The 26,868-nt window shown below is 64.7% G+C and carries 26 protein-coding genes and 1 pseudogene; 5 read left to right on the top strand and 22 right to left on the bottom strand.

Annotated features, from left to right (window positions below):
* Nucleotides 1-6: 6 nt before the first annotated feature.
* Complete coding sequence (locus tag ACWGLC_RS16420) at nucleotides 7-702, bottom strand: M23 family metallopeptidase (RefSeq protein ID WP_063973417.1); 696 nt, start codon at nucleotides 700-702, stop codon at nucleotides 7-9.
* Nucleotides 703-1,181: 479 nt separating this feature from the next.
* Between ACWGLC_RS16420 and ACWGLC_RS16415 the strand changes: the two genes are divergently transcribed.
* Complete coding sequence (locus ACWGLC_RS16415) at nucleotides 1,182-1,952, top strand: M23 family metallopeptidase (RefSeq protein WP_069389212.1); 771 nt, start codon at nucleotides 1,182-1,184, stop codon at nucleotides 1,950-1,952.
* A gap of 761 nt (nucleotides 1,953-2,713) precedes the next feature.
* Here the strand turns inward: ACWGLC_RS16415 and ACWGLC_RS16410 are convergent.
* On the bottom strand, nucleotides 2,714-3,091 hold the full coding sequence (locus tag ACWGLC_RS16410) for a hypothetical protein (protein ID WP_017838585.1): 378 nt from the start codon (nucleotides 3,089-3,091) through the stop codon (nucleotides 2,714-2,716).
* 642 nt (nucleotides 3,092-3,733) lie between these two features.
* Between ACWGLC_RS16410 and ACWGLC_RS16405 the strand changes: the two genes are divergently transcribed.
* Both ACWGLC_RS16405 and ACWGLC_RS16400 read left to right on the top strand, forming a co-directional pair.
* Entirely contained in the window at nucleotides 3,734-3,919 is a 186-nt protein-coding gene (locus ACWGLC_RS16405; RefSeq protein ID WP_172812155.1) for a hypothetical protein, read from the top strand.
* Nucleotides 3,889-4,710, top strand: a complete 822-nt coding sequence (locus ACWGLC_RS16400; protein WP_452100874.1) for an SURF1 family protein — start codon at nucleotides 3,889-3,891, stop codon at nucleotides 4,708-4,710. Before ACWGLC_RS16405 ends, ACWGLC_RS16400 begins: the two co-directional genes overlap by 31 nt.
* A 181-nt stretch (nucleotides 4,711-4,891) precedes the next feature.
* Here ACWGLC_RS16400 and ACWGLC_RS16395 read toward each other — a convergent pair whose 3' ends face one another.
* The 6 genes from ACWGLC_RS16395 to merA form a co-directional block, all read right to left on the bottom strand.
* Nucleotides 4,892-5,539, bottom strand: a complete 648-nt coding sequence (locus ACWGLC_RS16395; protein WP_017838588.1) for a vitamin K epoxide reductase family protein — start codon at nucleotides 5,537-5,539, stop codon at nucleotides 4,892-4,894.
* A complete protein-coding gene (locus ACWGLC_RS16390; protein ID WP_017838589.1) occupies nucleotides 5,523-6,167 on the bottom strand; it encodes a DsbA family protein in 645 nt (214 codons plus the stop codon). The genes ACWGLC_RS16395 and ACWGLC_RS16390 overlap by 17 nt, the downstream gene beginning before the upstream one ends.
* A 176-nt stretch (nucleotides 6,168-6,343) precedes the next feature.
* Nucleotides 6,344-7,600 (bottom strand): Dyp-type peroxidase, encoded by a 1,257-nt coding sequence (locus ACWGLC_RS16385; RefSeq protein ID WP_017838590.1) that lies wholly within the window; start codon nucleotides 7,598-7,600, stop codon nucleotides 6,344-6,346.
* 6 nt (nucleotides 7,601-7,606) lie between these two features.
* Nucleotides 7,607-8,197, bottom strand: coding sequence for a copper chaperone PCu(A)C (locus ACWGLC_RS16380; protein ID WP_017838591.1), 591 nt, complete (start codon nucleotides 8,195-8,197; stop codon nucleotides 7,607-7,609).
* A 580-nt stretch (nucleotides 8,198-8,777) separates the two neighbouring features.
* On the bottom strand, nucleotides 8,778-9,341 hold the full coding sequence (lspA, locus tag ACWGLC_RS16375) for a signal peptidase II (RefSeq protein WP_227022071.1): 564 nt from the start codon (nucleotides 9,339-9,341) through the stop codon (nucleotides 8,778-8,780).
* 81 nt (nucleotides 9,342-9,422) lie between these two features.
* On the bottom strand, nucleotides 9,423-10,817 hold the full coding sequence (gene merA / locus ACWGLC_RS16370) for a mercury(II) reductase (protein ID WP_253002070.1): 1,395 nt from the start codon (nucleotides 10,815-10,817) through the stop codon (nucleotides 9,423-9,425).
* A 92-nt stretch (nucleotides 10,818-10,909) separates the two neighbouring features.
* On the opposite strand from merA, the gene ACWGLC_RS16365 reads away from it, so the two are divergent.
* Nucleotides 10,910-11,299, top strand: coding sequence for a heavy metal-responsive transcriptional regulator (locus tag ACWGLC_RS16365; protein WP_213185299.1), 390 nt, complete (start codon nucleotides 10,910-10,912; stop codon nucleotides 11,297-11,299).
* A gap of 96 nt (nucleotides 11,300-11,395) precedes the next feature.
* On the opposite strand, the gene ACWGLC_RS16360 is transcribed toward ACWGLC_RS16365, so the two are convergent.
* The 5 genes from ACWGLC_RS16360 to ACWGLC_RS16340 form a co-directional block, all read right to left on the bottom strand.
* On the bottom strand, nucleotides 11,396-11,770 hold the full coding sequence (locus ACWGLC_RS16360) for a CueP family metal-binding protein (protein WP_083249563.1): 375 nt from the start codon (nucleotides 11,768-11,770) through the stop codon (nucleotides 11,396-11,398).
* Entirely contained in the window at nucleotides 11,767-12,033 is a 267-nt protein-coding gene (locus tag ACWGLC_RS16355) for a helix-turn-helix domain-containing protein (RefSeq protein ID WP_069388921.1), read from the bottom strand. Before ACWGLC_RS16355 ends, ACWGLC_RS16360 begins: the two co-directional genes overlap by 4 nt.
* 145 nt (nucleotides 12,034-12,178) lie before the next feature.
* Nucleotides 12,179-12,586: a four-helix bundle copper-binding protein gene (locus ACWGLC_RS16350; protein ID WP_344990477.1), complete on the bottom strand. Its 408-nt coding sequence runs from the start codon at nucleotides 12,584-12,586 to the stop codon at nucleotides 12,179-12,181.
* Nucleotides 12,587-12,749: 163 nt separating this feature from the next.
* Nucleotides 12,750-14,051 carry an APC family permease gene (locus tag ACWGLC_RS16345; protein ID WP_269504536.1) on the bottom strand — a complete coding sequence of 434 codons (1,302 nt, stop codon included), beginning with the start codon at nucleotides 14,049-14,051 and terminating at the stop codon, nucleotides 12,750-12,752.
* 217 nt (nucleotides 14,052-14,268) lie between these two features.
* Nucleotides 14,269-16,209, bottom strand: a complete 1,941-nt coding sequence (locus ACWGLC_RS16340; RefSeq protein WP_107746682.1) for a heavy metal translocating P-type ATPase — start codon at nucleotides 16,207-16,209, stop codon at nucleotides 14,269-14,271.
* Nucleotides 16,210-16,239: 30 nt separating this feature from the next.
* Between ACWGLC_RS16340 and ACWGLC_RS16335 the strand changes: the two genes are divergently transcribed.
* Nucleotides 16,240-16,485: a hypothetical protein gene (locus ACWGLC_RS16335; protein ID WP_007625921.1), complete on the top strand. Its 246-nt coding sequence runs from the start codon at nucleotides 16,240-16,242 to the stop codon at nucleotides 16,483-16,485.
* A gap of 840 nt (nucleotides 16,486-17,325) precedes the next feature.
* Here the strand turns inward: ACWGLC_RS16335 and ACWGLC_RS16330 are convergent.
* The 9 genes and pseudogenes from ACWGLC_RS16330 to ACWGLC_RS16290 form a co-directional block, all read right to left on the bottom strand.
* On the bottom strand, nucleotides 17,326-17,682 hold the full coding sequence (locus ACWGLC_RS16330; protein WP_276534124.1) for a metal-sensitive transcriptional regulator: 357 nt from the start codon (nucleotides 17,680-17,682) through the stop codon (nucleotides 17,326-17,328).
* Entirely contained in the window at nucleotides 17,679-20,051 is a 2,373-nt protein-coding gene (locus ACWGLC_RS16325; protein WP_107746578.1) for a heavy metal translocating P-type ATPase, read from the bottom strand. The genes ACWGLC_RS16330 and ACWGLC_RS16325 overlap by 4 nt, the downstream gene beginning before the upstream one ends.
* An 86-nt stretch (nucleotides 20,052-20,137) precedes the next feature.
* Nucleotides 20,138-20,347, bottom strand: a complete 210-nt coding sequence (locus tag ACWGLC_RS16320) for a heavy-metal-associated domain-containing protein (protein ID WP_007625927.1) — start codon at nucleotides 20,345-20,347, stop codon at nucleotides 20,138-20,140.
* Between the two features lie 377 nt (nucleotides 20,348-20,724).
* Nucleotides 20,725-21,939 carry a L,D-transpeptidase gene (locus tag ACWGLC_RS16315; RefSeq protein ID WP_344990497.1) on the bottom strand — a complete coding sequence of 405 codons (1,215 nt, stop codon included), beginning with the start codon at nucleotides 21,937-21,939 and terminating at the stop codon, nucleotides 20,725-20,727.
* A 101-nt stretch (nucleotides 21,940-22,040) separates the two neighbouring features.
* Nucleotides 22,041-22,883 carry a F510_1955 family glycosylhydrolase gene (locus ACWGLC_RS16310; RefSeq protein ID WP_240341484.1) on the bottom strand — a complete coding sequence of 281 codons (843 nt, stop codon included), beginning with the start codon at nucleotides 22,881-22,883 and terminating at the stop codon, nucleotides 22,041-22,043.
* Nucleotides 22,884-22,992: 109 nt separating this feature from the next.
* Nucleotides 22,993-23,631 carry a DUF305 domain-containing protein gene (locus ACWGLC_RS16305; RefSeq protein WP_132064276.1) on the bottom strand — a complete coding sequence of 213 codons (639 nt, stop codon included), beginning with the start codon at nucleotides 23,629-23,631 and terminating at the stop codon, nucleotides 22,993-22,995.
* A 76-nt stretch (nucleotides 23,632-23,707) separates the two neighbouring features.
* On the bottom strand, nucleotides 23,708-25,255 hold the full coding sequence (locus ACWGLC_RS16300; RefSeq protein ID WP_182653953.1) for a multicopper oxidase family protein: 1,548 nt from the start codon (nucleotides 25,253-25,255) through the stop codon (nucleotides 23,708-23,710).
* Nucleotides 25,256-25,613: 358 nt separating this feature from the next.
* On the bottom strand, nucleotides 25,614-26,468 hold the full coding sequence (locus ACWGLC_RS16295) for a cytochrome c biogenesis CcdA family protein (protein ID WP_031265423.1): 855 nt from the start codon (nucleotides 26,466-26,468) through the stop codon (nucleotides 25,614-25,616).
* A pseudogene (locus ACWGLC_RS16290) lies at nucleotides 26,465-26,803 on the bottom strand (TlpA disulfide reductase family protein); the annotation flags it as partial. The pseudogene ACWGLC_RS16290 and the gene ACWGLC_RS16295, both read right to left, overlap by 4 nt.
* Nucleotides 26,804-26,868: the final 65 nt, after the last annotated feature.

Below are 26,868 nucleotides of genomic sequence, written 5' to 3'. Positions count from 1 at the left end.
CCGGCGTCATAGGGCGCTGCTGCTTGACCCCGAGTTGACCATGATGCCCCGTTCTGCCAGCCATGCCGACGGATCGACAGCCCGCGAGCCGCCGTCGGCCCATACCTCGAAGTGCACGTGTGGGCCGGTGGAGAAGCCGCGGTTGCCCATCACGCCGATTTGCTGACCAGCGACGACAGTGTCACCGACCTGAACTGTATTGCTCTCATTGTGGCCGTAGACGGTCATGAAGCCGTCCGGCGACATGATCCGAATCCAGATGCCGAAACCGGAGGCCGGGCCTGAATCGATGACGATTCCATCGGTCGCGGCGAACAGCGGCGTGCCGATGGCGTTGGCGACATCGAGACCCGAATGGGACGTGCCCCATCGGGGGCCGAAGGAGGACGTTGAGATGCCCACTGCCGGGAGGGCCACAATGGGACGCCGCGCCTGCTCCTCGGCAAGCTCACGCTCGTAGCTGAGTTCGGTGCCCCTCTGCAGACTGCCGACGAAACCCGCGGCGGTGGGTCCCGGCTCGCCTGACACGTTCGCGTCATCGGAGGTGAGGGGGAGCGGAGCCGAGGGGGTCGCGGCTTGGGCATCTTTGGAGTGTGCGTCATCGGTGCTACCGGCCGGGGGCTCGTCGGTCGCGAGAAGAACGATCCGCTGATCACTGACGGGAGCCGCTGCCGCAATAGAGGCACCCGCGGCCAGGGCCACGACCGCGGCGATACTGCGGTGGTTGTTCGGTGAAACCCGGCGATGGGCTCCGCGGCGGCGCCGCGGGGGGCTGGTCGACTGAGAGGCGTGCTTCGGTCCTGCTCGCTTCTCCACTGCTACCGAATCCCGTCGTCGTCTAACCGTAATCGTTTCGTGACCTGACCCCGGTTAAAGGTAGTGGCTGACCAACCGGGTCGCAAGGCAGATGCACGGCCGAGACGACCGTCACAGAGAGGACCAGTGAGGTGACAGCTCCGCCAGGGTTAGGCGCTGGCTGAGCTTCCGAGGTGGAGACGACTTCTCCCCGACCGGGAGTCGATCTGGGCGCACTGGGGCTGGCGATGATCACGAATTACGCGCTGAGGGGTGACACGATCGATACCGAGTTGTTATATTGGGTCGTGTTGCCGACGAAATCGGTCACCCGCATCGCATAGACGTCGCGGGAACACATCACCCCGAACGATGGAGACAGCCCCATGATCGACTCCACCCGGACCGTGACCGTCGCAGAGCTCACCGAGCGTTTGGGCGTGCGCAGCGCGACTTTGGCCGGCGGCCGCCATCGTGTGGCCAGCGAAACCGCGACGGTGTCGCGGTTTGTTGGTAGCGCCGTCGTCGGCGTAGCCCTCTCGGGCGGCCTTGGTCTGGCTTTCGCGCCAGCCGCCGCCGCTCAACCCGTCGCGATCAATCATGCCCAGGTCGTCGAGGCGATCCAGGCCGCGGCCGAGCAGTTCGGCATCGACCCCGCCGAGATCCAAAGGATTGGGGACCAGTTCGGCGTGGCCCCAAGTGAGGTCCGGCAGTACGCCGCCGGGCTCGGGCTCGGTTCCCTCGGCGACAGCGCCGGTAGCCCGCAGATCGGTGGTGCGCATGCCCCTACCGCGGGCGCGATCACCTCGGGGTTCGGCTCGCGTTGGGGCAGCTTCCATAACGGCACCGACTTTGGAGCGCCCATTGGTACGCCGCTCTACGCCGCCAAGAGCGGCGTTGTCGAAGCCGCTGGCCCCGCCGCCGGGTACGGCATCTGGATCCGCATCCGCACAGATGACGGCGAACTGCTGGAATATGGCCACAACGACCAGAATTACGTCAGCGTCGGCCAGCGGGTCAACGCCGGTGAAGTGATCGGAACCGTCGGCAACCGCGGAGACTCCACCGGCCCCCACCTGCACTTTCGCGTACAGACCGCCGCCGGTCAGTGGGTCGACCCGGTGCCGTGGCTCGCGGCCCAAGGAGTCCTCGTCTAGCACCGTCCACTTCGGGCGTGCCGACCGCCTCCCCGCGGGGGAGCGCGTGCTGGTGTTCGCCAATTTCCGGGCCGGCGTTGCAACCCCGCGCGGTAGTGCATTTCTTCGGGGAATCCCCGACTTACTAGATCTCAAACAAGCCCCTGCAGGTCACGGCGTTGCGCCCACTCCGAAATGACTCCAGAACCGGAGAATTCTCCGGAACGCTGGCAGGAGTGGTTCCTGGTTTCCGGCCGCGTGCGCGACGTGGAAGCGTGTCCCGGCTGGGAGCGAAAACCGGGGTTCCGCGGACCGTCTTGATATCGCGGTCATTGAGCTGAGTCGTACGGGATTCGATCAGCAGGCCGGTGACCGGACCAGATGCTTACCGCCTCCACCGGCGGCGTCGAGTTGGTTGCGGTGCTCCTCACGCAGATGCTGCCGGGCTCGCTCGTGCTGCAGGAGTTGTGGGCCGACGGGACTCCGTACGCGCCGGGCGTGCGGTACCTCAACGGGCTACCCGGTACGTCGAGGTCGTCCTGCCGTACACGTCGGGCCTGGCCCCCGGTTCGATGGCGACCAACGTGGTGGTCCAGGACGGCTGCGAGCAGAACCTCTCCGAGCACGTTGCCGTGGCCGATCCCCGCGCCCCCGACTACGTCCTGAACGCTCTCGACCCCGGCAACCCGCGTCAGCCGCGGTGCGAGGCGAGCGCCCCGATTCACGATCCGCGGGAATCTTCCTCCCGATGTTCACCCCACCGCGAAAGGCCGGGGTCTTTGTCAATTTGCTTTTGGCCCCGTTTCGCGAGTGGTCAGGATCTGACGAAGGCCCGCCACGAAGTACACGACGAGCACGATCAGCATGATCCCGCTGACGATTACCGCAGCAGGCCGCTCTGCATCTCCGGCGAACAACGCGCCGAGGTCGGCAAGCGGCATGAGAGATCCCAGTGCCCCGAGCACGGCGATGACGAGCGCTGCGATCATCACCCCTCGGCTGGCGTTCGGGACGCGGCTCGCGATGAACGCCGCGATGAGCAGCAGCACACCGATAAACGCCGGTATCAGCGAGGTGGCACTCTCCATCCCGGTGGTGAAGTAGGCGATGAGTCCGGTGGCGGTGAGGATGCCGCCCGTCCACGTGGTCAATGCGATCATTGCTGATCTCCTAGGTCGGTATCTGATTGCAGCTAGGCTGGCACGCCCGTTGCTCTGCGAGCAGTCATCGGCTCCAACGACGCCTAATCAGGCTACGGTCCCGGACGCTGCTGGGGGCGAGACTCCAGGGCGCTCTTCAAGTGTCCCATTCGGTCATGAGTCCCGCGTTTCTGCTTGGGGGGTTAGGTGACACGGGCAGAGTCGACACGAATTGCTAGACCTCAACATGCCCGTGCAGGGCACAGCGTTGCGAACACCCCGGAATGGCTTCAGAACCACCGAATTCTGCGGAACGCCGGTCAACCGGAAGGTGCTGGCGGCCCAGTAGGTAGGCGCCCAGCGCAGCCACGCCGGGCCCGTAACACACCGGGGCTCTGGCCTCGGCCGGGAACGCAGCGGTAGTCACTACTCCGCATGAACATGCGCGCCGCTGGGCGCGGTGCTCGATGGCGAGCATGTTCGATCGGCGGGAGGTCGAAAACCTGACGACGCTGATCACGGACCACCAGGGCACCGGACAGGTCGTAAATGAGGTGCGCGCCCCCCGGTCAGCCAGTTTTCCGACAGGCCCGTGCAGCCGGCTCCCGTCGCCGTGGTGATGCGCAGGGTGATCGGACAGCCGGCACGATTACTGTTTGGCAGGTGAAACGGTTCTCTCGCATGCTCAAGCCGGGATGGTTGATCACCCTTCTGTTCATCAGCCTCTTCGCCTACCTGTGCTTCACGATGCTTGCCCCCTGGCAGTTGAACAAGTACGAGGATCTCAAGGCACGCAATGCCAGCTCGTTGAGAGCAGCGTGGCAGGGCCGGTTCCGTTGGACGAAGTGATCCGGCGGGAGGGATCTCTCGGTGATTCCGAGTGGCATCTGGTTACTGCGCGCGGAAGTTACCTGCCCATGGAGGATGTCCTGTTGCGGATGCAGTCCGTCGACGGTGAACTCGTGTACCAGGCACTTCGTGCATTCCGCACCGACAGTGGTGACTCCCTGCTCGTCAACCGCGGATGGGTCCGCGTCGGCGACGACAACGCGGTCCCGGACTTCCCGTCCGCGCCGACGGGCCAGCTGACCATCATCGCCCGCCTCAGGATCCCGATGGATGCTCCCGCCCAACCCATCGTTCTGCACGATTGGAACATGGTGCGCAACATCGACCCCCCCGTCATCGGGGACCTCCTCGGCACCGACTTGTCGCCCTATTATCTCCAGCTCGCCGGTGGGCAGCCCGGGTCTTTGGAACCGATGCCAGTGCCGTCCACCGAGTCGGGTCCGTACTTGTCGTACGGCCTGCAGTGGATGGCCTTCGGGGTCCTCGCTCCCATCGGCCTGGGCTACTTCGTGTGGAGCGAGATACGTCAGCGCCGTCGTCTGGAAGACGAGGACAACGATGCCGCCGCGGCGCGGCCACGCAAGGGCGGGAACCGGGCAGCAGGTCCCGGGCAGGACACCACAGCGTCGCAGGCCCCGTCGGGCCCTCCCGCGGCCACGGTTGGAGACGATGGTCCATCGGACGAGGCCGCGGACTCAGACCGGCTCGTAGCGGCGGCCATGCGTGATCGCTACGGTGACCGGTTCGCATCCGAGTATCGACGCAGCTCGCGTGGAGGCAACCGCGCCTGATCGTCTGCGACAGCAGTCGATAGCTGTACGAGGAGTTGGACAGCGGGCGGGGGACCGGGTCCGAGAGCCATCCGGCGTGCGCTGCTTTGATCTGGGAGCGCCTGCGCAGACTGCGGTGTGCCGCCCCCGAGTGAGCCGAGGACTGACTCGCGGAACGCGATCTGCTGTTCGGCGAGCGTTTCTAGACGAGGGTGGTCCAGTAGTCCCAGAAGCGGTGCGTGATGAGCAGCAGGACAAGTAGGTACCAGGCGGTAAGTATCGCGCCCCGGTATTCGGTAACTACGGCGATGAGGCGCGCAAGACCCGCCGAATCGCTGCGGCGTAGTGGCTGAAGATTGCACAGGGTGCAGTACCAGAAGATCGGTATGGTCACCGCCCAGACGATCATGCAGTACGGGCACAGGGCACCGATGCTGTACAAGCTTTGGTAGATGAGCCAGTGGATGAACACCACCGCGAAGGTGACGCCTACTTGGATGCTGGCCCACAGCCAGCGCTGAAATGCTCCCCCCGCCAGGAGCGCAGCACCCAGGGCCGTGGTGGCGGCGAATCCGGCGATGCCGATGATCGGATTGGGGATGCCAAAGGCCTCGGCCTGCGCGGTGGTCATCACCGACCCGCAGGACAGGACAGGGTTGATGCTGCAGGACGGGACGTAGCCCGGGTTCTCGATCAGCGCGATCTTCTCCACCAGCAGCACTACCGCCGCGACCAGGCCGATGAGCCCACCAACGATCAGCACCACCGCGAGCCTGCGGTGGGGGTACTGATCCGGGCCGGCGTTGGTGGAGTGTGCGACCGGGGTGGCTGAGCTATTCGAGGGCAGCATTGATGCTGTTCTCGAGATCGGTGACGCTGGTCGGCTCGAGGCGCTCCCCGTCCAGGAAGAAGGTCGGCGTGCCACTGACCCCGAGGCTCTGACCGTCCTGCTTGCTCTGCTCGATGCGCTCGAGGGTGGCCGGGTCGTTGTATGCGCTCTCGAAGCGCTCCATATCTAACCCCAGTTCCTCGGCATAGCCGAAAAATGTGTCCATTTGCGGGGTTTGTTGGTGGCCCCACTGCTCGGGAGTGTCAAACAACTTGCGGTACATGGCCTCGAACCGGCCTTGCTCGGCGGCGGCCTCGGCGGCCAGGGCCGCCGCCATAGAGTTGTCGTGCAGGGGCATGTGGCGCACCACGAACGTCACCCGGTCTCCGTACTGCTCGCGGAGGTCCTCAATTGTCGGATAGAGCGCGATGCAGGCTTCGCATTCGAAATCGAGGAACTCAACGAAGACGGCGTCACCGCCCTCAGACAGTCGGGGACTGTCCTCACGCACCAACACTCCGGTGCCCGGACTGTCATCAGGACGTGCCTGCTCGGAGCCGGAATCGTTCCCGGCAGCCAGTAAGGCCACCACCAGGACGACCAGCGCAGCCGTGATCAGCGCTAGCGAGAGCTTCAGATTCTTACTCAACAGATTGTCCGCTTTCTAACTCATGCGTGCCCCGACGTGATCACTGGATGATAATCGGGCAGCCGTTGCTTCGGCGGTGAGGCGGGCAACCGGAGCGCGATCGACCCACGAGACGAAGGCGGCCCAGACCCGAATCGAGCGGGACGGCGACCGTAACTCCCGGTGGTTGCGTGCGGCTATCCCTCCAATGCGCTCTCGCCGACGTAGCCGCCCTCGTGGCACCCCGGTGGGATCGCGAAAACGGCGGAGCCGATCGGGACCGTCCAGGTGTTGAGCATGTCCTGCTCTGCCAGTCGCTGCTGGATCGGCACGAACTGACGTACCGGGTCGGCCTGGTAGGACGCGAACAACAGACCAGAATTGCTGATCTGGCCGGAATCCGGGACATCGTCATAGTTGTACGGTCGTCGCAGAATCGTCTCGGCCCGGACCCGCGGCCGAGCCCGGGCCATGTGTGACTCGGTGGGGATGACGGTCAACCCGGTCTGGTCAATCGCCTCGAAGTCAGCGGGATCGTGTTCAGTGGCACCGGTCAATGGCGCGCCCGAGTCGAGTTTCCGTCCGATCGTGAGCTCACGGGAGCTCCGTTCGATCTCCTCCCAGGTGTCCATCGTCATCCGGATACGACGCAGCACCAGGGAGGTACCGCCCCGCATCCATCGCCGGTCGGCGCCATCGGAGTACAACAACTGGTCGTAGTCGGCATCGGCCGGCGCGGGATTGGCGGTGCCGTCAATCTGCCCGAAGAGGTTGCGTTGTGTCTGCCCGGACGGGTCGGTGCCCACGGCACGACGGAACCCTCGCTGCGCCCACCGCTGAAGAACCGCGTCGCGAACACCCGAGGACAGAATCCGGGCCGAGTGGGCGACGGTGAGCGGATCGTCGGCACAGACCTGCAGCAGCAGATCGCCGCCGGACCACCGGTCCTCGAGCCGGTCGATCTGCGGGAAGTCCGGTAGCGGCTGCAACCACTCCGGGGTGCGGTCTCCAAGACCGATCTTGCCGAGCAGCTCCGGGCCGAAGCCGATGGTCACCGTTAACCGGGACGGTCCTTCAGCCAACTCGTGCTGCAGGTCGGCCAGACCGCCGCGCCCCTGCGTGAGCCGGGCCGCGTCCTGCGTCCAAGCTCGCAGTACGCCGATGAGGTCGGTGCGGCGAACACCGTCTCGCAGATCGAATGCCATATACGCCGCATGCGCCTGCGGCGCCGTGGTGATGCCGGACTGACGGTCACCATGGAAAGGCTCGGTGGCCGCGCCGACGGCCCGGGAGTTGGCTATCGCGTCGCGATCAGGGGTCCGCGCGGTCGCGGTGCGCCCACCAACTCCCCACCCCGCAGCTCCTCCGGCGACAGCGGCACCACCGGTGAGAGCCGCACCGCCGACCAGGAAGGATCTGCGATTCAACGCCGAGCGGCCGTTACTGTCACCCATTGCCGGTCACTCTCCGCCCTGGTACTGCTCATTGCCCCCCTCGAACGACCGCGCGGAGGCGACGATCTCGCTCGTATCGCCGTTCTCCAATGTGAGGGTCACGGCGACATCCTGACCCGTGCGGATCGATTCGTGCACGCCCATCAGCATGATGTGGTTCCCGCCAGGCTCGAACACAAGCTCTCCACCTGCCGGGATGACAAAGCCGCCCTCTCGCTCCTGCATCATCGAGCCACCCGCCGCCCCCGAGACGGTCTCATGCAACTCGGCCTCACCGGAGACCACGGAGGCCACCTCGACCAAGCGGACATCCTCATCGGATTGATTCCGCACGATCCCAAACACCGGTGCCATCGCGCCACCGTCGCCGTGCGCATTCGGGTCAGCAGAACCGGGGTCACCAGTGGCGGCCTCGCCGTGTTCAGTGCCCCCATTGACATCAGTGGCCTTGACCCACGCATCCTCCACCACAAGGGGCGCCGCGCCGACGGTCGAGGCTGCGGTCGTCTCCGTCCCGGTCTCGGTGTTCTCCGAGGTGCACCCGGCCAGGCCCAGGGCGACCGCGGCGATCACCGCGACGAAGGGAGTCCTACGCATAGCTCACTCACATCCATGTAACTCCACGCACCTGAACCGCGACCGCCCCTGTTGTCCAAACGGAGCGTCGCACCGGCGTGGATTATTTACGGCGCGTTTCGGGCTGCAACGGCTAGCCAGGACTCTATAATGCCGCGCTTTGGTCCAACCCACCGGCCGTGGGTGGGTTGTAGAAACGACAGAGCCGGCCACCGCACCGGCCGGGTGCGGCCACGTCGGCACCTGAGCAGTCAGGTACGGCCGAACTAGAGGCGAGCGCAACTGCATCGACTGGCTGCCGACCAAGCGGGCTCGGGATCGGCGGAAATGCAGCGGGGATAGCGCTGCCGCCCTGAGCGTGGGTCAGCCACTGTGAGCATCTGTCGCAGAATCTCGGTGTAACTCGGAATCGTCTCGCGGTCGGCACGCAAGACCTGACGTCACCAGCTCCCACCTCAACCACTCGACTGATCCGGGCAGGCCGCGCAGGCCGCGCAGGTCGCGCAGGTCGGCGAAAGCGGTGCTCTGATGGAGGCGCTAGGAGCGCACCCCGAACGCGGCCACGAGACCGAACCACAAGGCCGATGCTGCCGCGGCCACCTCAGTTGTCATGAGGTCCCCTGACTTGCCGGGCCGCAACTTCTGGCGTCTCCCACACCTCGATCCTGTCGCGGCCGGTAAGGGTGGCCACGATCAGCACCACAGCGCCACCGGTGATGAAGACATCGGCGAGGTTGAAAGTAGGGAACCATCCGGTGTGCAGGTAGTCAGTCACCACCCCGTCGGGGGCGCGATCGATGAAGTTGGCCACAGCTCCGCCCAAGACCAGGGCCAACGCCAGTCGTACTGTGCGCGTTGCTGTGCCGGTGGCCCGCCAGGTGAAGAGCGCCAGCGCACCGATGATGAGTCCAGTGATGCCGAGAACGACGCCGGCGGGAAGGCCAGCGCCGAGGCTGAACGCCACCCCGGAGTTGAAACCCAGGCGCAGCTGCATTGGTCCCAGATCCACCGTGTGGCCGTCGGCCAGTGCTCCGCCCGCCCAAGCCTTAGCTCCGAGGTCCGCCGCGGCCAGCAGCATGACGGAGACGACCAGAACAGTTCGCGCCAGGGCACCTTGTTCGCTTTGTCGGGGTGGTTCAGTAACGGGATTGACGTCCTTCGACATGGCATCATCCTCCTCGACTCGAAACCGAGACGGCAGGAAACCTCGAACGCGACCGACCAAGCCCCCACGTGGAGGCGGTGTTCAGGCGCAGCAGGAGGTGGGTAGTTCGGTGTGGAAGGTGCCTGCGACCAGGCGCAGGGCTTCGGAAGTGGTCAAATAGGGAGCCCAGGTGTCGGCGATCTGGCGGGTAGTCATCCCGGCTGTGATGGCGTAGGTGGCCGCGAGCATGATTTCTCCGGCGCGGTCTCCGATGGCGCTGAGTCCGAGGATCCTCCCGGTTTCTACTTCGGCGACCATCTTGATCGCCCCGCGGGTGTCCTGGTCGATCAAGGCGCGCGGCAGGTCCTCGAAGCTCATCACCCGGGATTGGCATCGGTGCCCGGCGGCCCGGGCTGCGGCTTCGGTGAGCCCGGCGGTGGCCAGTTGGGGGCGGGAGAAGATCACCGTCGGCAGTCCGGTGTAGTCGACGACCTCGGCTGGGCCCTGCGGATCGGTCCGAAGAGCGTTGACGGCGGCGGCCTTCCCAGTGGCAGCAGCGACGTAGACGAACTGGGGTGCCGAGGTGACGTCACCGGCGGCGAAGACCCGCCGGTTGGTCGTGCGTTGATGCTCGTCGACAAGGATGAATCCGTCCGGGTCGGCGGTGATGCCTGCGGCTGGCAGGTTGAGGCGGTCTGTGGAAGGGAGACGCCCGGTGGCCACCAGTAGACGCTCTGCGCAGAGGTTGCGGCCCGAAGCGGTGCGGACTGTGACCTGTGCGTTCTGCCGGTCGACAGAGGTGGCGTGCTCCTCGACCACCGTGATCCCGTCCTGGGCCAGGGCCTGGCGAAGGATGGCGACCATTTCCGGCTCGGCAGCAGGGGTGATCCTGCCGATGATGGTCACCCGGGTGCCCAGATGGGCGAAGAGTTGGGCCTGTTCGATACCGACGTAGCCACCGCCGATGACGATCATGGAGTCGGGCAGTTCAGTTAATTCCATGGCGGCGGTCGAGGTCAGATGCTCCACCTCGTCCAGCCCGGTTACCTCCTTCGGTAGTGCCGGTTCTGCTCCGGTGGCCAGTACCACCGAACCGGCCGCCACCGGATCCCCATCCATCACCAGAGTGTCGGGATCGAGGAAGGAAGCCTCCCCACGGCGGATTTCGAAGCCATGGGCGTTCGCGACGTCGGCGTATTTGGTCTCTCGCAGTCGAGTGACGAGCTGGTCCTTCTGCATGACCAGCGCTCCCAGATCAACGTCCCGGGCGAGGGTGGGGACCCCTGGGAAGGGATTGGTCAGTGCGGCCTGGCGGGTGCCGGCAGCGGCCAGCAGCGCCTTGGACGGGACGCACCCGATGTTTACGCAGGTGCCGCCGATGGTGCCGCGCTCGATCATCAGCACCGTCCTGCCGGCCTGTCGAGCGGTGATAGCGGCCGCCATGGCTGCCCCGCCGGAGCCCACTACCGCCAAATCGAATTCGAAACCCGGTTCCATCAGATGGCCCCTCTCTTTCTTCGCTCATTAGGATGGACCTTCCAGCGCACTGGAAGGTCAAACCGGGCGGTTTCGAAGGAACGGTAATTTCAATGAGGATCGGCGAACTGGCTGCCGCGGCGGGCACCACTCCGAAAGCCCTTCGCTACTACGAATCCGTGGGCCTTCTCCCGCCCCCACAACGAACCCTCAACGGCTACCGTGACTATCCCGAGCACGCGATCTCCCGGATCGATTTCATCCGGCGAGGCCAGAGCGCGGGACTATCGCTTGCCCGCATCGGTGAGATCCTCCGGATTCGCGATGACGGACAGGCACCTTGCGCTCACGTCGACACGCTCCTGGTGACTCGACTGGACGAGATCGACCAGCAGATAGCCGACCTCTTGCAGCTGCGTCAGACAGTCACCCAGCTCCAGACCGCCAGCCGCACAGTGGACCCTGCGACCTGCCAAGCCGAAACGATCTGCCGCTACCTCTGACTGGCGGAGCTGTGGCCCATTCGGGACGCACCTGGCTTCCCTGCCGGCCGGTGGCCACGACCCGGCAGGGGGTGTTGATGCGGGCAGTGGGGGTTGTCAGGTGAGTCTCATGGTGGTCAGGCAGGTGAGGTCCAGGTCCCCGGTGGCGATCGGAACAGTGGCCGATTTGTCGTCGCAATCAATGGTGAGCGTGGCAGTGATGTCTCGCGGTAGCCAGAATCCGAGGAAGCCGTTGTCATAGGTGGTGCGTGGTTCGTCGATGAGGGTGTCTCCGGTGGCGGTATCGGTGACGGTGACCTGCACCTGGTGCGGATGGGCGGGGCCGGGCAGGTGCGGCAGTATCTCTGGGGCCGCCCACCAGGCATATAGCCCGGATGCCGCGGGTAGCGTGGTCAGGTCTCCGAGCGGGTGGGTGGTGGAACTCAGAGCCGCGATCGTGGCCGCCGGGCCGAGGGGGTCAGGGGCGGTCATGCCAGTAAGCCTGATAATCCGTCGGTGGCGTCGAGGTAGCCGACATCGCGCAAGGCCGCCTCGAGAATCCGGACATATGGAAGGCGCAGTTCAGCAGCCATGCCGTTGAGGGTCGTTCGGGCCGGCAGGCCGCGCAGGCCGTGGGTGCGCCACAGGTGCAGATTCTGGCGGGTGATCCCGATTCGGCGGGCCAGCTCGGCCTCACTGACGCCGTAGGCGCGCTTGTGGGCGTCGATGAGCTCGACCAGGTGAGGAGTCTCCATAGCTCCGAGTGTCCAGGTGCGCCACAGGTATCGTCAAGGGATAGTTAACGCTTGCGACAAGTTCCACTTTACATAACGTTTGGATATCGGCGGGTGACCCAGCCTGGTCGATTGTCGTACGACCGACCAGGCCGGGCATTGATCGTTAGCTGATCGCGGACAGGAGTTCGGTGCAGGCCTGTTCGCATTTGCGGCAGGCTTCGGCGCAGACTCGACAATGCTCATGCATGTCCTCGTGCTTCCTACACTCGGTAGCACATTCTGCGCATGCTGTCCGGCATGCCTCGAGCGCGGTCTTGACCGTGGCGAGGTTCTGCCCAGTGCGACGGCTGAGGATATTGCCGGTGGTTGCGCAGAGATCGGCGCAGTCAAGGTTGAGGCGAATGCAGTTCCGTAGGTCTGCGACCATCTCTTCGGCCAGGCAGGCATCAGCGCACGAGGTGCAAGTCTGTGCGCATTCGAGACACGCGGCGATGCAGTCGGCAAGCTTCTGCACGTCTATGCCGGAAGCGTCGTTGGGGTGGGTTTCGATCATTGAAGTGATGTGAGACATCGATGTGCTCCCTTCTTCTCCGAGTCGTCGCTGGAGGCGCCCAGCTAACGCCGACGCTACTGATGCGCAGAACTGGCTACAGTCCCTCGGTTCGACCTTCGCAGAATCTTTGTAATAACAAGCGTCCAATACCCGTTGTATCGGCTTTTCGCAGAAGGGCGGATCATTGTGCGGAGCGGTGACGCACGGTGATCCACTGCGCTGTGATGATGACTAGGGCCACGATCGCGGTGATGCCCAGCGTGAGTGGGTCGGACTGCGCCTTGAGCAGGAGGAAGGGTACGAGCACTGCGACGTCGAGGACGATCGCGACCCACGGGATCCACGCCTTGGCATTGACGTCGTCCTTGAGGCGTCGGACGATCCCGTAGTGGATGGCGATGTCCATTGCCAGGTACAAGATCGCCCCCAGGGAGGCGATCTGTGACAGGTCGAAGAAGGCTGCCATGAGGATCGCCAGGCCGGCTGTGATGTAGAGCGACTGGTGTCCGCCGGCCCCGGGTAGGCCCGGCACCTGGCCCATGTCGCGGAGCATGTCGTAGAGCTTGGAGACAGAGAACAAGCTCGCGATGAGTCCTGACAGCGTCGCCACCACCGCGATGATCACGGTCAGCGTGACGCCCCAGGATCCGAACATCGGCTTGGCAGCCTCGGCGAGGGCGTAGTCGCGGGCCCCGATGATCTGCGGAACGGTCAGGCTGGCGGTTACTGCGACGGTGATCAACAGGTAGAGGACGGTGCACAGGGCGATGGAGATCATGATGGAGCGGCCGATGTTGCGCTCCGGGTCCCGTAGGTCCGCGCCCTGGTTGGTGATCGTGGTGAAGCCCTTGTAGGCCAGGATGCACAGGGTCACCCCGGCCAGAAAGCCCATCCAGCCGTGCTCCGGTGGGGTGCGTTCGGCGACGGTGAACAGTCGGTCCAGCGAGGACACGCCCGCGGCCAGGATGCCGGCGATCGCCAGCACAGCGATGCCCACGATCTTGAGCGCCGCGGTAGCGGTGGCTGACCGCTCGACCCACTGGTTGCCCACCAGGTTGACCAGCGCGGCGGCGGCGATGGCGAGCACTGCCAGCACCGGCACCCACAGGGAGGAGTCCTGCATGCCGAACGGCCGCAGCACGTAGGTGCCGAAGGTCCGCCCCAGCAGGGACTCGGCGAGGATCATCGACACGTACATGAACAGGGAGAACGTGCCGGCCGCCACCCCGGGCCCGTAGGCGGCTTTGAGCAGCATCGCGATCCCGCCCGAGGACGGGTTGGTGGCCGAGTACCGGATGTAGGAGTAGGAACTGAACGCCACTACCACCGCGCCGGCGAGGAACGCCCACGGCACCCAGCCGCCGGCCAATTCCGCGACCTGGCCCACGAGGGCGAAGATGCCGGCTCCGATCATTACCCCGGTTCCCAGCGCGACGGATCCGGTGAGAGTGAGCTTGTCTTGGGACTGTGTGCTGTGGTCCATGCTGACCGCACTACCTTCCTGCCGGTGGGTGGCCGCGTCGGTGGCGATATCGGCGCGAGTGGGGATGTCAGGCGAGTTGCATAGTGGTCAGGCAGGTGAGGTCATCGTCGCCCGTGGAGATCGGAGCCGGCATCTTCGCCCTCGTGGGTCAGGGCAGCGGCGGCAACGAGCGCGATCGCGGCTCGTCTCCGAGTGGAGTGGGTGGTGTTCATCGGATTCATCCTCGTTGCATCGCTGTGGTGACGGTGTCCGGGCGGAGGTCGAGACGGCGCAGCAGCTGAGCGTTGAGAGCAACGACGACGGTGGAGGCGGACATGAGGATGGCGCCGACGCCCATGGGCAGTACGAATCCGATCGGGGCCAGGACACCTGCGGCCAGGGGCACGGCGGCGAGGTTGTAGCCGGCGGCCCACCACAGGTTCTGCTTCATCTTGCGGTAGCTCGCCCGGGAGAGTTCGATGACCGAGAGCACCGAGCGGGGATCCGATGAGGCCAGGATGACGCCGGCGGAGCCGATCGCCACGTCGGTCCCGGCGCCGATGGCGATGCCCACATCGGCTTGGGCCAGTGCGGGCGCGTCGTTGACCCCGTCGCCGACCATGGCGACCTTGCGGCCCTCGTGCTGGAGTTGGGCGACTTTGGCGGCCTTGTCTTCTGGCCGGACCCCGGCGAAGACCCGGTCGATGCCGAGCTCGGCGGCGACGGTGTCAGCGACGGCCTGAGCATCGCCGGTGATCATGACGACCTGCGCACCGGCAGCATGGAGCGCGTCGACGGCGTCACGGGACTCGGGCCGGATCTCATCGGCCAACCGCAGCGCGCCGATCACCCGGCCCTCGGCGAGGACGTGCAGGATGATCGCGCCCTCGGTACGCCACTGATCGGCGACGGGGAGTTCGTCGCGATCGTGCTGGTCGAGGAGATAGGGGCCGCCGACCTCGACCACGGTGCCCTCCACCGTGGCCTTCACGCCCACAGCTGGCGAGGAGGAGAAGTCGGTCGCCTTCGACACGGTCAGGTCGCGGGTCTGTGCGGCCCCGACCACTGCTCTGGCCAGCGGGTGCTCGCTGTCGCTCTCGGCCGCCGCGGCGAGGGCGAGTACCTCGTCTTGGGTGTGTCCCTCGATCGGTTCGATTCCGGTGACGGTGGGTTCGCCCTTGGTCAGGGTGCCGGTCTTGTCGAACAGGACGGCGTCGACGGTGCGCATCGATTCCAACGCGAGGCGGTCCTTGATCAGCACCCCGCCGCGGGCGGCGCGTTCGGTAGCGATCGAGACCACCAACGGAATCGCCAAACCCAGCGCGTGCGGGCAGGCGATCACCAGCACGGTGATCGTGCGCACCACCCCCGCATCCGGCATCCCCAGAACACTCCAGATGACAGCGGTGATCACGGCCGATGCGAGGGCGAACCAGAACAACCAGCCGGCCGCGGTGTCAGCGATGCGCTGGGCCCGCGAGGAGGATGCCTGCGCGTCGGCCACCAGCTTCTGAATTCCGGCCAGGGCAGTGTCGTCACCGATTGCGGAGACCTCGACGCGTAAGCCGGAGTCGGTGGCCACCGTGCCGGCGACCACCTGCTCGCCGATCTCACGCCGGACCGCCTTGGATTCGCCGGTCACCATGGACTCGTCCATGCTGGCCGAGCCGTCGATGATCCTGCCGTCGGCGGGCACAGAAGCACCGGGGCGGACAATTACGACGTCGCCGACCAGCAGATCGGCCGGTGCGACGGTGACCACGTCGTCGCCGTCGACCTTCTCGGCCTCATCAGGCAGCAGCGCCGCCAGAGAATCGAGTGCAGAGGTGGTGTGCGCCAGAGAACGCATCTCAATCCAGTGGCCCAGCAGCATGATGACCACCAGCAGCGCCAGTTCCCACCAGAAGTTCAGCTCATGATCCAACAAGCTCAGGCTTGCGCCCCAGGAGGCGATGAACGCCACGGTGATCGCCAAGCCGATGAGCAGCATCATGCCGGGCTGCCGAGCGCGAACCTCAGACACCGCGCCAGTAAGGAACGGCCGACCACCCCAGAGATAAATCACTGTGCCCAGGGCGGGGGAGACCCACCACACCCATCCGGCGTCGGGCAGCTGGTAACCGATGAGGTCGGCGAACATCTCGTTGAAGCCGACCACCGGCACCGCCAAGACGAGCATGATCCAGAACAAACGTCGGAACTGCCCGACATGGTCTCCGTGCCCGGCATGACCGCCATGGTCTTCATGGCCAGCGTGATGCTGCCCCGCATGGGCGTGGCCCGTCGTCTCCTGGGGCCCGTCCGGGTGATGGTGCTCAGCTACCGCCGTGTCTCGCTCGTTGAGGTGCCCGGCCGCGGCTCCGCCGGATCCGTGACTGTGGGCGTGGTCATGATGATCGTGCGACTGATTCATTTGGTCCCTTCCGTCTTGTCCATTGCCACCTGGTTGGCGTGATCTTCGAGCGGCATGCGTCCGGCAGCTTCGATATGCAGGAGTTTCGAGGGAGTGAAACAGCAAGAACATGATTCCCTGACAGCGGTGAGCCCTAGCGCATGATGTGCTCTAGGGGTCATGGACATCTCTTCCCGTGGGGCCAAGTAGCAGTTGCTCCGGGCCACGAGCCGATACCGCCGCAGGGTATCGAATCGTGCTGACATCTGTGCTCGGCCGACCACGTTCGTGACACCGCCCATCCCAGGATCGCCGTTCCCGTCGGTGATGACGCACGTCCTGGCGTTCTGGGGTCCGGCCGACAGTCAGGATCGTGGGTGAGCCAGCGGATTGTGGTGGAGATTGTGTGAAGGTTTGCTCAAGATGTTCGTCAGGGGAGTGGTTCGGGCTGGCGCCACGATGATGGCGGCTCCCTTCTAGGGCGCTCGGAACGATGGAAGCACCCTCCGCCGCTGCTGGTCTTTCGGGCGCCCAAGGGCGTGGGCCCGGGTGAGCTGCCTTTGGCCCGACTCCGTAGCCACATTGCTCGAACCCGAAGGCTTTTTCGGTGACGACCTGCGGTGATGGCCTGGGACGATTGGAACAACCGGGTTGCCAGCCCGGGATAGGGCCCGCGAGTTCGTCGAGCTAACCGGCGGCGTCGACCGGATCCTGAATTCGATCAGATGTCATGTTCTCTCCTGGTTTCTGCCGTGCGAGTTCATTGGCTTTCCCACCCGCAAACTATACCCCAACGGGGTATGTTGGTGAGGCGTGTTCACCGAATTTCGGGGCTCGGCTACATCCGCGAAGCATCCTGCTCGCGACCTTGCCGGGGCCTCCCATGCACCTACCCGCCCCCGCTTAGCGGGAGAAGCGGGCGATGGCGTCGGCCACTTCCTTGAATTTGATCTCTGCGGCCTCGTCGGACTCGTTCACTGCGTCGGCGACGCAGTGGCGCATGTGGTCGTCGAGCAGGCCGAGGGCGACGTTGCGCAGTGCGGAATTGACGGCGCTGACCTGGGTGAGGATGTCGATGCAGTACTGCTCCTCATCGATCATGCGGTGGATGCCCCGCACCTGGCCCTCGATCCGCTTGAGCCGGGCCTTGTAGCGGTCCTTTTCCTTCATGTAGCCGTGGTGACTGTGGGTCTCGCAGCCAGCGGCTTCGGCATCGTGCTCGGCTGCAGGGTCGATGGCGAGGTCCGGGGTATCCGTCATGACTGGCTCCTGGTCTGGTCGTGGTTGGGGGTCGCGTGGCTTGAGGTGAACCCGCGCAGGCGTAGGGAGTTGGTCACCACGAACACACTCGAGAACGCCATTGCGACGCCTGCGAGCATGGGATTGAGCAGTCCGATCGCAGCGACGGGGATCAGTGCGACGTTGTAGGCGAACGCCCAGAATAGGTTGCCCTTGATGGTGCCCAGGGTCCGGCGTGACAGCCTGATCGCGTCCACGGCGGATCGCAGGTCGTCGTTCATCAGAGTGATGTCGGAGGCTTCGATCGCCACGTCCGTGCCGGCGCCCATCGCCAGTCCGAGCTCGGCCCGGGCGAGAGCTGCCGCGTCGTTGACGCCGTCGCCGACCATGGCGACGTTCTTGCCCTTGGCCTGCAGTTTCTCGATCTGGGCGACCTTGTCGTGGGGCATGACCTCGGCGATCACGTTGGCCGGATCAATGCCGACCTCGCTGGCCACGACACGTGCGGCTCCGGCGTTGTCGCCGGTGAGTAGCCACGGGGTCAATCCGAGAGCTTTGAGTCCGGCTACCGCCTCGGCGGAGGTGGGCTTGACGGTGTCGCGGACGGTGATCACGCCCGCGACGGTGCCGTCGATCTGGGCGACCACAGGGGTGCCGCCCTGCTTCTGGGCATCGTCGAACGCGGTCCGCAGGTCCGCCGGCAGGGAGCCCTCAGGGCGACCAATGGTCACCACGGCACCGTCGACGGTGCCCGTGACGCCACGGCCTGCAGTATTGGTGAACCCGGTGACCTCCGGCAGAATGGCGGATCCGGCCTCCCTGTCGGCCACGGGGCCCTCGCCCGCCAGACTCTTTGCACCCTCGCGGGCGATGGCCTGGGCGATCGGGTGCTCGGACGCGGCCTCCACCGCAGCGGCCTTGACCAGCAGATCCGTCCGGTCGAATCCGGCGGCAGTGGTGACCTGGCTGACGGACATCACTCCGGAGGTGACGGTGCCGGTCTTGTCCATGACGATGGTGTCGACGCGCCGGGTGGACTCTAGGACCTCGGGCCCCTTGATGAGCAGTCCCATCTGGGCGCCGCGGCCGGTACCGACCAGGAGTGCGGTGGGAGTGGCCAGGCCCAGTGCGCACGGGCAGGCGATGATGAGCACGGCAACGGCGGCGGTGAACGCGGTGGCCAGTCCCGCTCCCACCACAAACAAGTGCACGAGCAGGGTGATGATCGCGATGACGATCACGATGGGCACGAAGACCTGCGAGATGCGGTCGACCAGTCGTTGGACCGGGGCCTTCTTGGACTGCGCCTCGGTGACCAGCTTGGCCATCTGGGACAGTGTGGTGTTCTCGCCGGTGCGGGTGACCTCGATCAGCAGTCTTCCCGAGGTGTTCATGGTTGCGCCGGTCACCGTGGAGCCGGACGTGACCTCAACCGGGACGGATTCGCCGGTGAGCATGGACTCGTCGATCGCGGACGAACCCTCGGTGACGCGACCGTCGGTGGCGATCTTTTCGCCCGGGCGCACCACGACGATGTCGCCGACCTTCAACTGACCCACGGGGATGCGGACCTCGACGCCGTCGCGGAGGACGGCGGCGTCCTTGGCTCCCATGTCGAGGAGCGCCTTGAGTGCGGCGGAGGACTGCCCCTTGGCCTTGGTTTCAAACCAGCGGCCCAGCAGCAGGAAGGAGATCACCACGGCGGCGGTCTCCAGATAGATCTCGTCCATCGTGGAGTTTGTGGGCAGCAGATGCACTTCCATGGTCATGCCGGGCATGCCGGCGTTGCCGAGGAACAGTGCCCACAGTGACCAGAGGTAGGCGGCCGCCGTGCCCATGGAGACCAGGGTGTCCATGGTGAACGAGCCGTGCCGCAGGTTGGCGAGGGTGGCCTTGTGGAAGGGTGCGCCTCCCCAGAAGAAGATGGGGGTGGCCATGGTCAGCACGGCCCACTGCCAATTGGTGAACTGCAGTGCCGGGATCATGCTCAGCAAGACCACCGGGACCGTGAGTGCAGCCGAGACAATCAGACGGTGTTTGAGGTCTGCGGTCTCGCGTTCCCTGGCCTCCTCGATCTGGTCTCGGGGACCGGCGCCGCCACCTGCGGAAGTTGCGTCCACAGCCTGGTCGTCGTCATTCTTCATCGTGAACGCGTCGTATCCCGCACCGCGCACGGTCTCGATGAGCGCGTCCGTGTCGACCTTGCTCGGGTCGAAGGAGATGGACGCGGACTCGGTGGCGAAGTTGACCGTGGCGTCCACCCCGTCGAGCTTGTTGAGCTTGCGCTCGACCCGCCCCGAGCACGAAGTGCAGGTCATGCCCGTGACGCCCAGATCTATGTCGATCAGGTCCACCGCGGGGTGCATCTGGGAGGGTTGAGTCTGGGTCATCGAGGATCAATCCTTCACGGTGAACGGGTGGTGTGCTCGGGGCCAGGGATCTCGCCAGCTGCTGGGGCTGGCGAGATCGCTTCGAGTCAAGAGGTGACGGTGTAGCCGGCTTCCTTGACGGCGGCGACGACCTGCTCGTCGGTGAAGCCCTCGCCGGAGACCGACACCGTTCCGGTCTTGCTCGAGGCCTCCACCATGGAGACGCCCGCGATTTCGCCGACTTCCTCCTTGACCGACGACTCACAGTGTCCGCAGGTCATGCCCTGGACGGTGTACTCCTTGGTGCTGGTAGCCATGACGGCTCCTTCCGTTGACGGGTGTAGTTCGTTGAGACATCCGATGGCTCGGATCAATCCGAACACCAATGAACCTATACCCCGTAGGGGTATTGGTCAAGGGTGATGTTCGCTTGTGTCCGCGGCTCACTCCGCCTGCACTCTGATCGCCCGGACGCCGTATGGATTGACCAGTAGGCGGGCGCAAGAGCCGTGGCGGCAAGGTCTTTGGAAGCGCGGAGACGAGCTCACCGTGCTGGCGGTGCAGCGCGAACCAGGCCCTTGCTGCCGCAGTCGAGCAGTTCGTCATAGAGACGGGCGACGCGTATTAACGCAGGCCAACACCCGGCCATGTCTGTATCCGCAACCAATTGTTCGGAACCCTGGCCGAGGGCCTCTTAGGCTAGGTCGGCATTTCCAGCACGCCAGGTTTCCCACGGGATGTTCCAGTCGCCCAGCCCGTCGGTCCCGGGAAGCGTCGGTCCGACGGTATTGATGACCTTGACCACGTCGCCCCGGTTGCTGCTGTTCTGGAACGACTTGGCGTAGGCGTCGGTGACATTGATACAGCCGTTACTGACGTTGGTGAAGCCCTGTTGTTCAACGGACCATGGGGCGGCATGGACGTAGATCCCGCTGTAGGACATCTGGGTGGCCCAGTTGACTGAAAGCCGGTAGCCGTCGGCCGAGTCGACCGGCACACCAAACGTCGATGAATCCATGATGAGCGATTCGTATCGGTCGCCGATGTAGTAGGTGCCGTTCGGGGTGGGTGTCGATGCCTTTCCTAGTGAGACCGGGCTACTGCTGACGACCTCGCCATTGATTCGGGTCGTCATTGTCTTGGTGTTGTCGTCGATCGTGGTGATGACCTCGTCGCCGATCGTGAAGTTGCTGTTTGCGTCCTGGGCTCCGTAAAGGCCGTCGCCCATATCGGTGCCGTAGATGTTGACGTCGACGTCGACCTCGGTGCCCGGTGTCCAGAATTCGGCGGGGCGCCAGCGAACCTCCGAGGGCGACACCCAGTAGAAGGCTCCTTCGACGGCGGGGGTCGTGGTGACCTCGATGGCGTCCTGGACGGCCTTACGGTCGCCGACGGCGGACTCGAAACGCACCGCGACCGGCTGCGCGATACCTACCGTGTGGCCCTGACCGGTCACCAGGCTCGCGCTGGTGGTCGAGTTCGGGACCACGGTGCTGAACGAGGACGAGTCTGTAATCGTCTCACCGTCGTCGTTAGTAGCGCTCGCCTCGATCGAGTAATCCCGGTTGTAGCCCAGAGTCTCGGTGGTGCGCCACTGGGAGCGTTCCGCGTTGAACTCGCCTTCGACCTCGCGGCCTTCTTCGTTTGTGACCGTGACGTCGTCGAACGCACCGTCTGTCACATCCAAGACGATCGGTTCCCGCGGCGTCGCGGCCACTGTCCCATCTTCGAACGAGGTGTGAATGACGGCCGCAGCGGCGGGGGCTTCTTTCGGTGCAGCGGCCGTCGAGGTGTCCTCGGTATCTCCGATCGTGCACGCGCTCAGCCCTACTGCGGCCACCAAGGCCACCGCGACCGAGGCAAGCCGTTTCGCCGGTGTGCGCTCTGGTGCGGCTCCGCCTGCGAGCATCGCTTCTTTCCTCACCACTTCTCCCTCGAGTTCGTATGCGTTCTGACCGGTAGTTTCCAGTCCGTCTTCGGTCGGCCTTGGTTTGCGCCGCCGACGACGTTTCAGGGAATCGTTAATGTATGAAATGACCGTCCATCAGCAGCGTAGGCAGTGTCCTGGTCCGCGGCGATGATGGCTTCGACATCACCGACAACTGGTCCCTGCTGCCACTCATCGTCGTTGACGTTCTTGCGCCAGGCGGTGCCGTCGGTATCGATCCCCCAGAGGGTGCCGTCTTCGGCTGCAGATATCAGCAGGAGTTCGGGAGCAGCTGGTACTGATGCGAATGTGCGCCCGATGTCGGTGCTGAGTTGTAGGCCTCCTGCGGTTGTGGCCCAGATGCCCTCGTCGGTAATCGCCAATGCTCTCGCGGCTATCTCGATGCCGTCGGTCCAACTGACGCCCGAGTCGGTGGACGTTCGAATTCCGTTGGCGGTGTCGAATCCGACAAGGGTGTTTCCGTCAGTGGTCAGGGCGTGAAAGTCGACTTCGCCGGAGAGGGATTTCGTCGCCCACGACTGGCCGCCGTCGACACTCTCGATGAGTCCGAGAGGATTGGGGGCGGAGCTTGACGGGCCAGGATGGCCCGAGGCGTAGAGGTTATCCGTCCCGGGCGCGCCTGTGAGCCCCATGAAGTCGTCGTCGGCGTCGCCGACGCGGGTGGTCGCGCCATCGGGGTTGAGGACGAAAAGCCCCGTATGCGTGCCGGCCAGCACCCTGCCCTCAGCATCGAGGTGGAGTCCGTGCACATGGTCAAGCGCGGGTGTTAATGCGGTGCCGACCGTCGATGAGGCGTCCCCGGATTCGGGTGCTGGCGTCTGCTGCGGGCTCGAACACGCGGTCGCGATGAGAGCCGATGCAAGGATGGCTATTGAGGCCCAGGCCCGCTTTCGGTGCGAAAGCATGAATGCGTATCTCGTTTCTGGCAGGGACAAGAAAATGTGTTGATGCCCAGACGGTCTCCGGCGGGGTCGGACTGCCATCGACCCCGCCGGGTATACAAGGCTTCGTTTTCTACATGGGGTCAAGCAACTGCCGCATGGTGTCGATTTCCTGCTGCTGGGTGTCGATGATGGTTTGCGCCAGATCGACAGCCGGCGGGTACGTGCCGTTCTCCACCTGGTCTTCGGCCATGGCCACGGCACCTTCGTGGTGGGCGATCATCTGGTTAAGGAACAACTCGGCAGCCTCAGGGCCGGGAGCGTCGGACAACTGCTGCAATTCCTCATCGGAGAGCATGCCCTCCATCTGCGCCATGTCATGGTCACCGCCCATGTCCATGTCCATGTCCATGTCCATGCCTTCGGGCTGCGTCGGCTCGCCCCACTGCTCAAGCCAGTCGGTCAGCTGCGCGATCTCGGGCCCCTGGGCCGCCTTGATCTCCTCGGCCAGCGAGGTGACGTCGGCGGGGACATCATCCTTGGACAAGATGATGTCGCTCATCTCGATGGCTTGCTCATGGTGGGGGATCATCATCTGGGCGAACATCACGTCAGCCTCGGAATGCTGAGCTGATTCCTCTGCCTGCTCGGTGGTCGAACTCCCGCTGGTCGCAGTGGTCTCGACGGCGGTCGTGGTCTCGCTGGCCGTGTCGGTCTCGTCGCTGGTGCAGGCGGACAGCCCCAGCAGGACCGCGGCGGCAGCGGCGGTCATCACAAGCTTCTTTCGATTCATCTGGGTTCCCTTTCTTCTGCGGACTTTCGGGCCCGCGAGTGGATCACCTTGCCGGTCAGGCGAGGTAAGACAGAGTGGTCATCATCCCGGCCTCTTGGTGATAGGCGTTGTGGCAGTGCAACGCCCACTGGCCAGGATTATCGGTGTCGAACTCGATCTCAATAGTGCGCATCGGCCGAATCGTGACGGTATCCTTGCGAAGCCCGCTGTCCGCGAGCGCGAACGTATGTCCGTGCAGGTGCATCGGGTGGAACATGTCGGACATGTTCCGCATCCGCATCCGCACCCGCTCCCCACTGTTGACCTCCAGCGGCATCGAATCCGGGTGGACTTGGCTGTTGAGGGTCCACCGGTACGGCGACATCGTCCCGCCCAGGTCAACACTGTGGTACCGATCATGACTTTGGCTAGACAGACGTACTGCCTCGCTGGGGGATAAGTCGGTACCCAATAGCGGACGCCGGTCCACTTCGACTGGTCGGGAATTCGTCGGGAGATCGCCCGCTGCTGTACGTACAAGGGCCTGCGCGTGGCCATCCTTGCCTTCGGGCTGAGCGAACAACGGGAACACGCCGTCGCCGAGCGTGACCACAACATCGAACCGTTCACCCATACCGATCAGAAGAGAATCGGTGTCCTCGGGAAGCACGGGAAAGCCGTCAGTGTGAGTGACGGTCATCCGGTGCCCGCCAAGCGCGACCCGGAACGCGGTGTCGGCGCCGGCATTGACGAACCGGATGCGCACGCGTTGGCCCCGCGACGCTCTCCAAACGTAGGGGTCGACAGGGAGTCGACCATTGATCAGAAAGTGCGGGTAGGTGACATCCCCGGCGCTGCCGAGGATGGGGGACATCATCGACCCCTCACCCCCGTGCATGTCCATCATGTCGTGGTCCATCCCCTGCATCCCGGCATCTGCGGTGTCGGCACCGATGCCCAGATCACGGGCGACATCGTCGGGAGTCCGACCGGTCCCGTCGACCCAGTCGTCAAGGACCACGAGCCATTCATGGTCGTAGTCGCCGGGCTCGCCCGGATCATCGATGATCACCACTCCGTACAAGCCCCGATCGAGTTGCAGACCCGAATGTGAGTGGTAGAAGTACGTGCCCGGGTCTGGGGCGGTGAAGTCGTAGGTGAACGTGGTGCCTGGTGCGATCGGGTCCTGCGTCAACCCGGGAACCCCGTCCATGTCGTTGCTCATGGCGATCCCGTGCCAGTGCACGCTGGTCTCCTGGGGCAGCTGGTTGTCCACGGTGATCTGCAGCCGCTCTCCAGCTTGGGCCCGCACCAGTGGGCCTGGCAATTGTTGGTCGTATCCCCACGTTGAGACGACTCGGCCACCCAGATCAACGTCGACCGGACGGGGGGTCAACTGCGCAGATACCACCGTTTGGCCGGGGGAGCGTCGCTCCTGCTCAAGCCGCCTCACGAGATCTGACGAGGCTCCCACGGGACTGCCCGTGGCTGCTCCGGAACCAGAGCATGCAGTCAGAGCGCCGGCGCCGGCGAGAAGCGATCCGGCCAAGAAAGACCGGCGGGAGACCAGCACGCGCGGCGCACGTCTTAGCGCACCTGCCCGCCCCGTGGCGTCAGCGTTCATCATGATCGGCGGTCCGCGAAGTCGCGGTCCCTACGTGAGATCCGAAAGAGATACCGGAAGAGACGACCCCAGTAGCAGGAGAGTGAGACCCGCGTAGGTGCCGATGCCCTCCGAAAAGACTGGTCGTCAAGGCCAGAACCATCGCCCAGAAACCGAGTACGAACGCGATCAACAGGACGATGTCGATCCAGTTCATACCGTAAAACCACCCCATCAGACTCAACTCCTTGCCTGTCTTAGAATCTCGATTCTGCGGGGCGAAATGCGAGATCTGGGTCATCGTTTCGTCAAGATCCGATCAAGGTTCTTTTCGGACAGACAGACTCGACTCGAGTTAGGAGAGACCATCGGAGCACTGTCAGATCGGCAAAGTGGTGTCTGAGACGGCGAAGTCGCGGAGCCAGTACACGAACTGCGTCCATATGCCGCTGAGCAGCAAGATTCCGACGACAATGAGCATGATGCCGCCGACGATCTGAATCGTTCGCGTGTGTCGTTGCAGCCAGCCCACCGTGCGGATGGCTCTCGTCGAACCGAAGGCCACCACGATAAAAGGCAGTCCGAGCCCCAGGCAGTACGCCACGATGAGCAGTACTCCGCGTGCGGCGTCGAGTCCGGTTCCGGCGGCCACCGACAACGCCGCTGCCAGCGTCGGTCCGAGACACGGCGTCCATCCCAGGGCGAAGACGGCGCCAAGTAGCGGCGCGCCCGCCCAGGTGGAAAGCGCTTTCGGCTGCATTCGAGTGTCCCTCTGGAGGGCGGGTATGGCCCCGATGAACACCAGACCCATCAAGATGGTCACCACACCGCCGAGCCGCTGCAGCAATTCTTGCTGGGGGGCGAGGTATTGCACCGTGCCCAGCACCATCGCCGACAGCAGCACGAAGACCACCGTGAATCCAGCAACGAATAGCACCGCGGCGAGGACGACTCGTCGTCGCGATGACACCCGCTGACGCTGCTGTTCAAGAGTGAGCGTGCCGGCTTCGGCGCGGCGTTGCTCGGCGGCCTGCACGGTCACCGCCGGGCGCTCTGCACCCACGATGCTGGCCATATATGCCAAATACCCGGGCACGAGCGGGACTACGCACGGCGAGGCGAACGAGACGAGTCCCGCAAGGACACATGCTCCCAACGCGAGAAGTAGAGGCCCGGAAGCAGCTGTTTGTTGGAACGTCTGGCCAATGGATTGCGCGATCAGCACCGTGTTCATGCAGCGTCGCTTTCAGCAGGCTCGGCCAGCAGTCTCTCGATGACCGGCTCCAACTGGGTGTCGGTGACCTCTGCTAGATATACCGCAGCGACTCGGTGCTGTTTGTCGAGAATCAGTGTCGCTGGCACCACCGAGGTGGGGAAACCATGTAGCGCTGCCACCGCGGCCTGCGATGGGTCCCAAATTGAGGGATAGGTGACCCCGTTGTCCTTGATGAAGTCGACAGGCTTTTGCCGATTCGGGTCGCGCAAGTTGACGCCGAGATTGGTGAACCCTTGCGCCTGGTACTTGTCCTGTAGTCGCTGCAGGTCGTCGGTTTCCGTCCGGCAGGGAGCACACCACTGACGAGCCTGTCAAGATTTCTGTGTATGCGGGTGGTCAGAGATATTGGTTGATGCGG

Source organism: Dietzia sp. NPDC055877 (genome assembly GCF_053615975.1).
The sequence above is the reverse complement of the archived record's forward strand: the minus strand, read 5'-3'. Positions and strand labels throughout refer to the sequence as shown.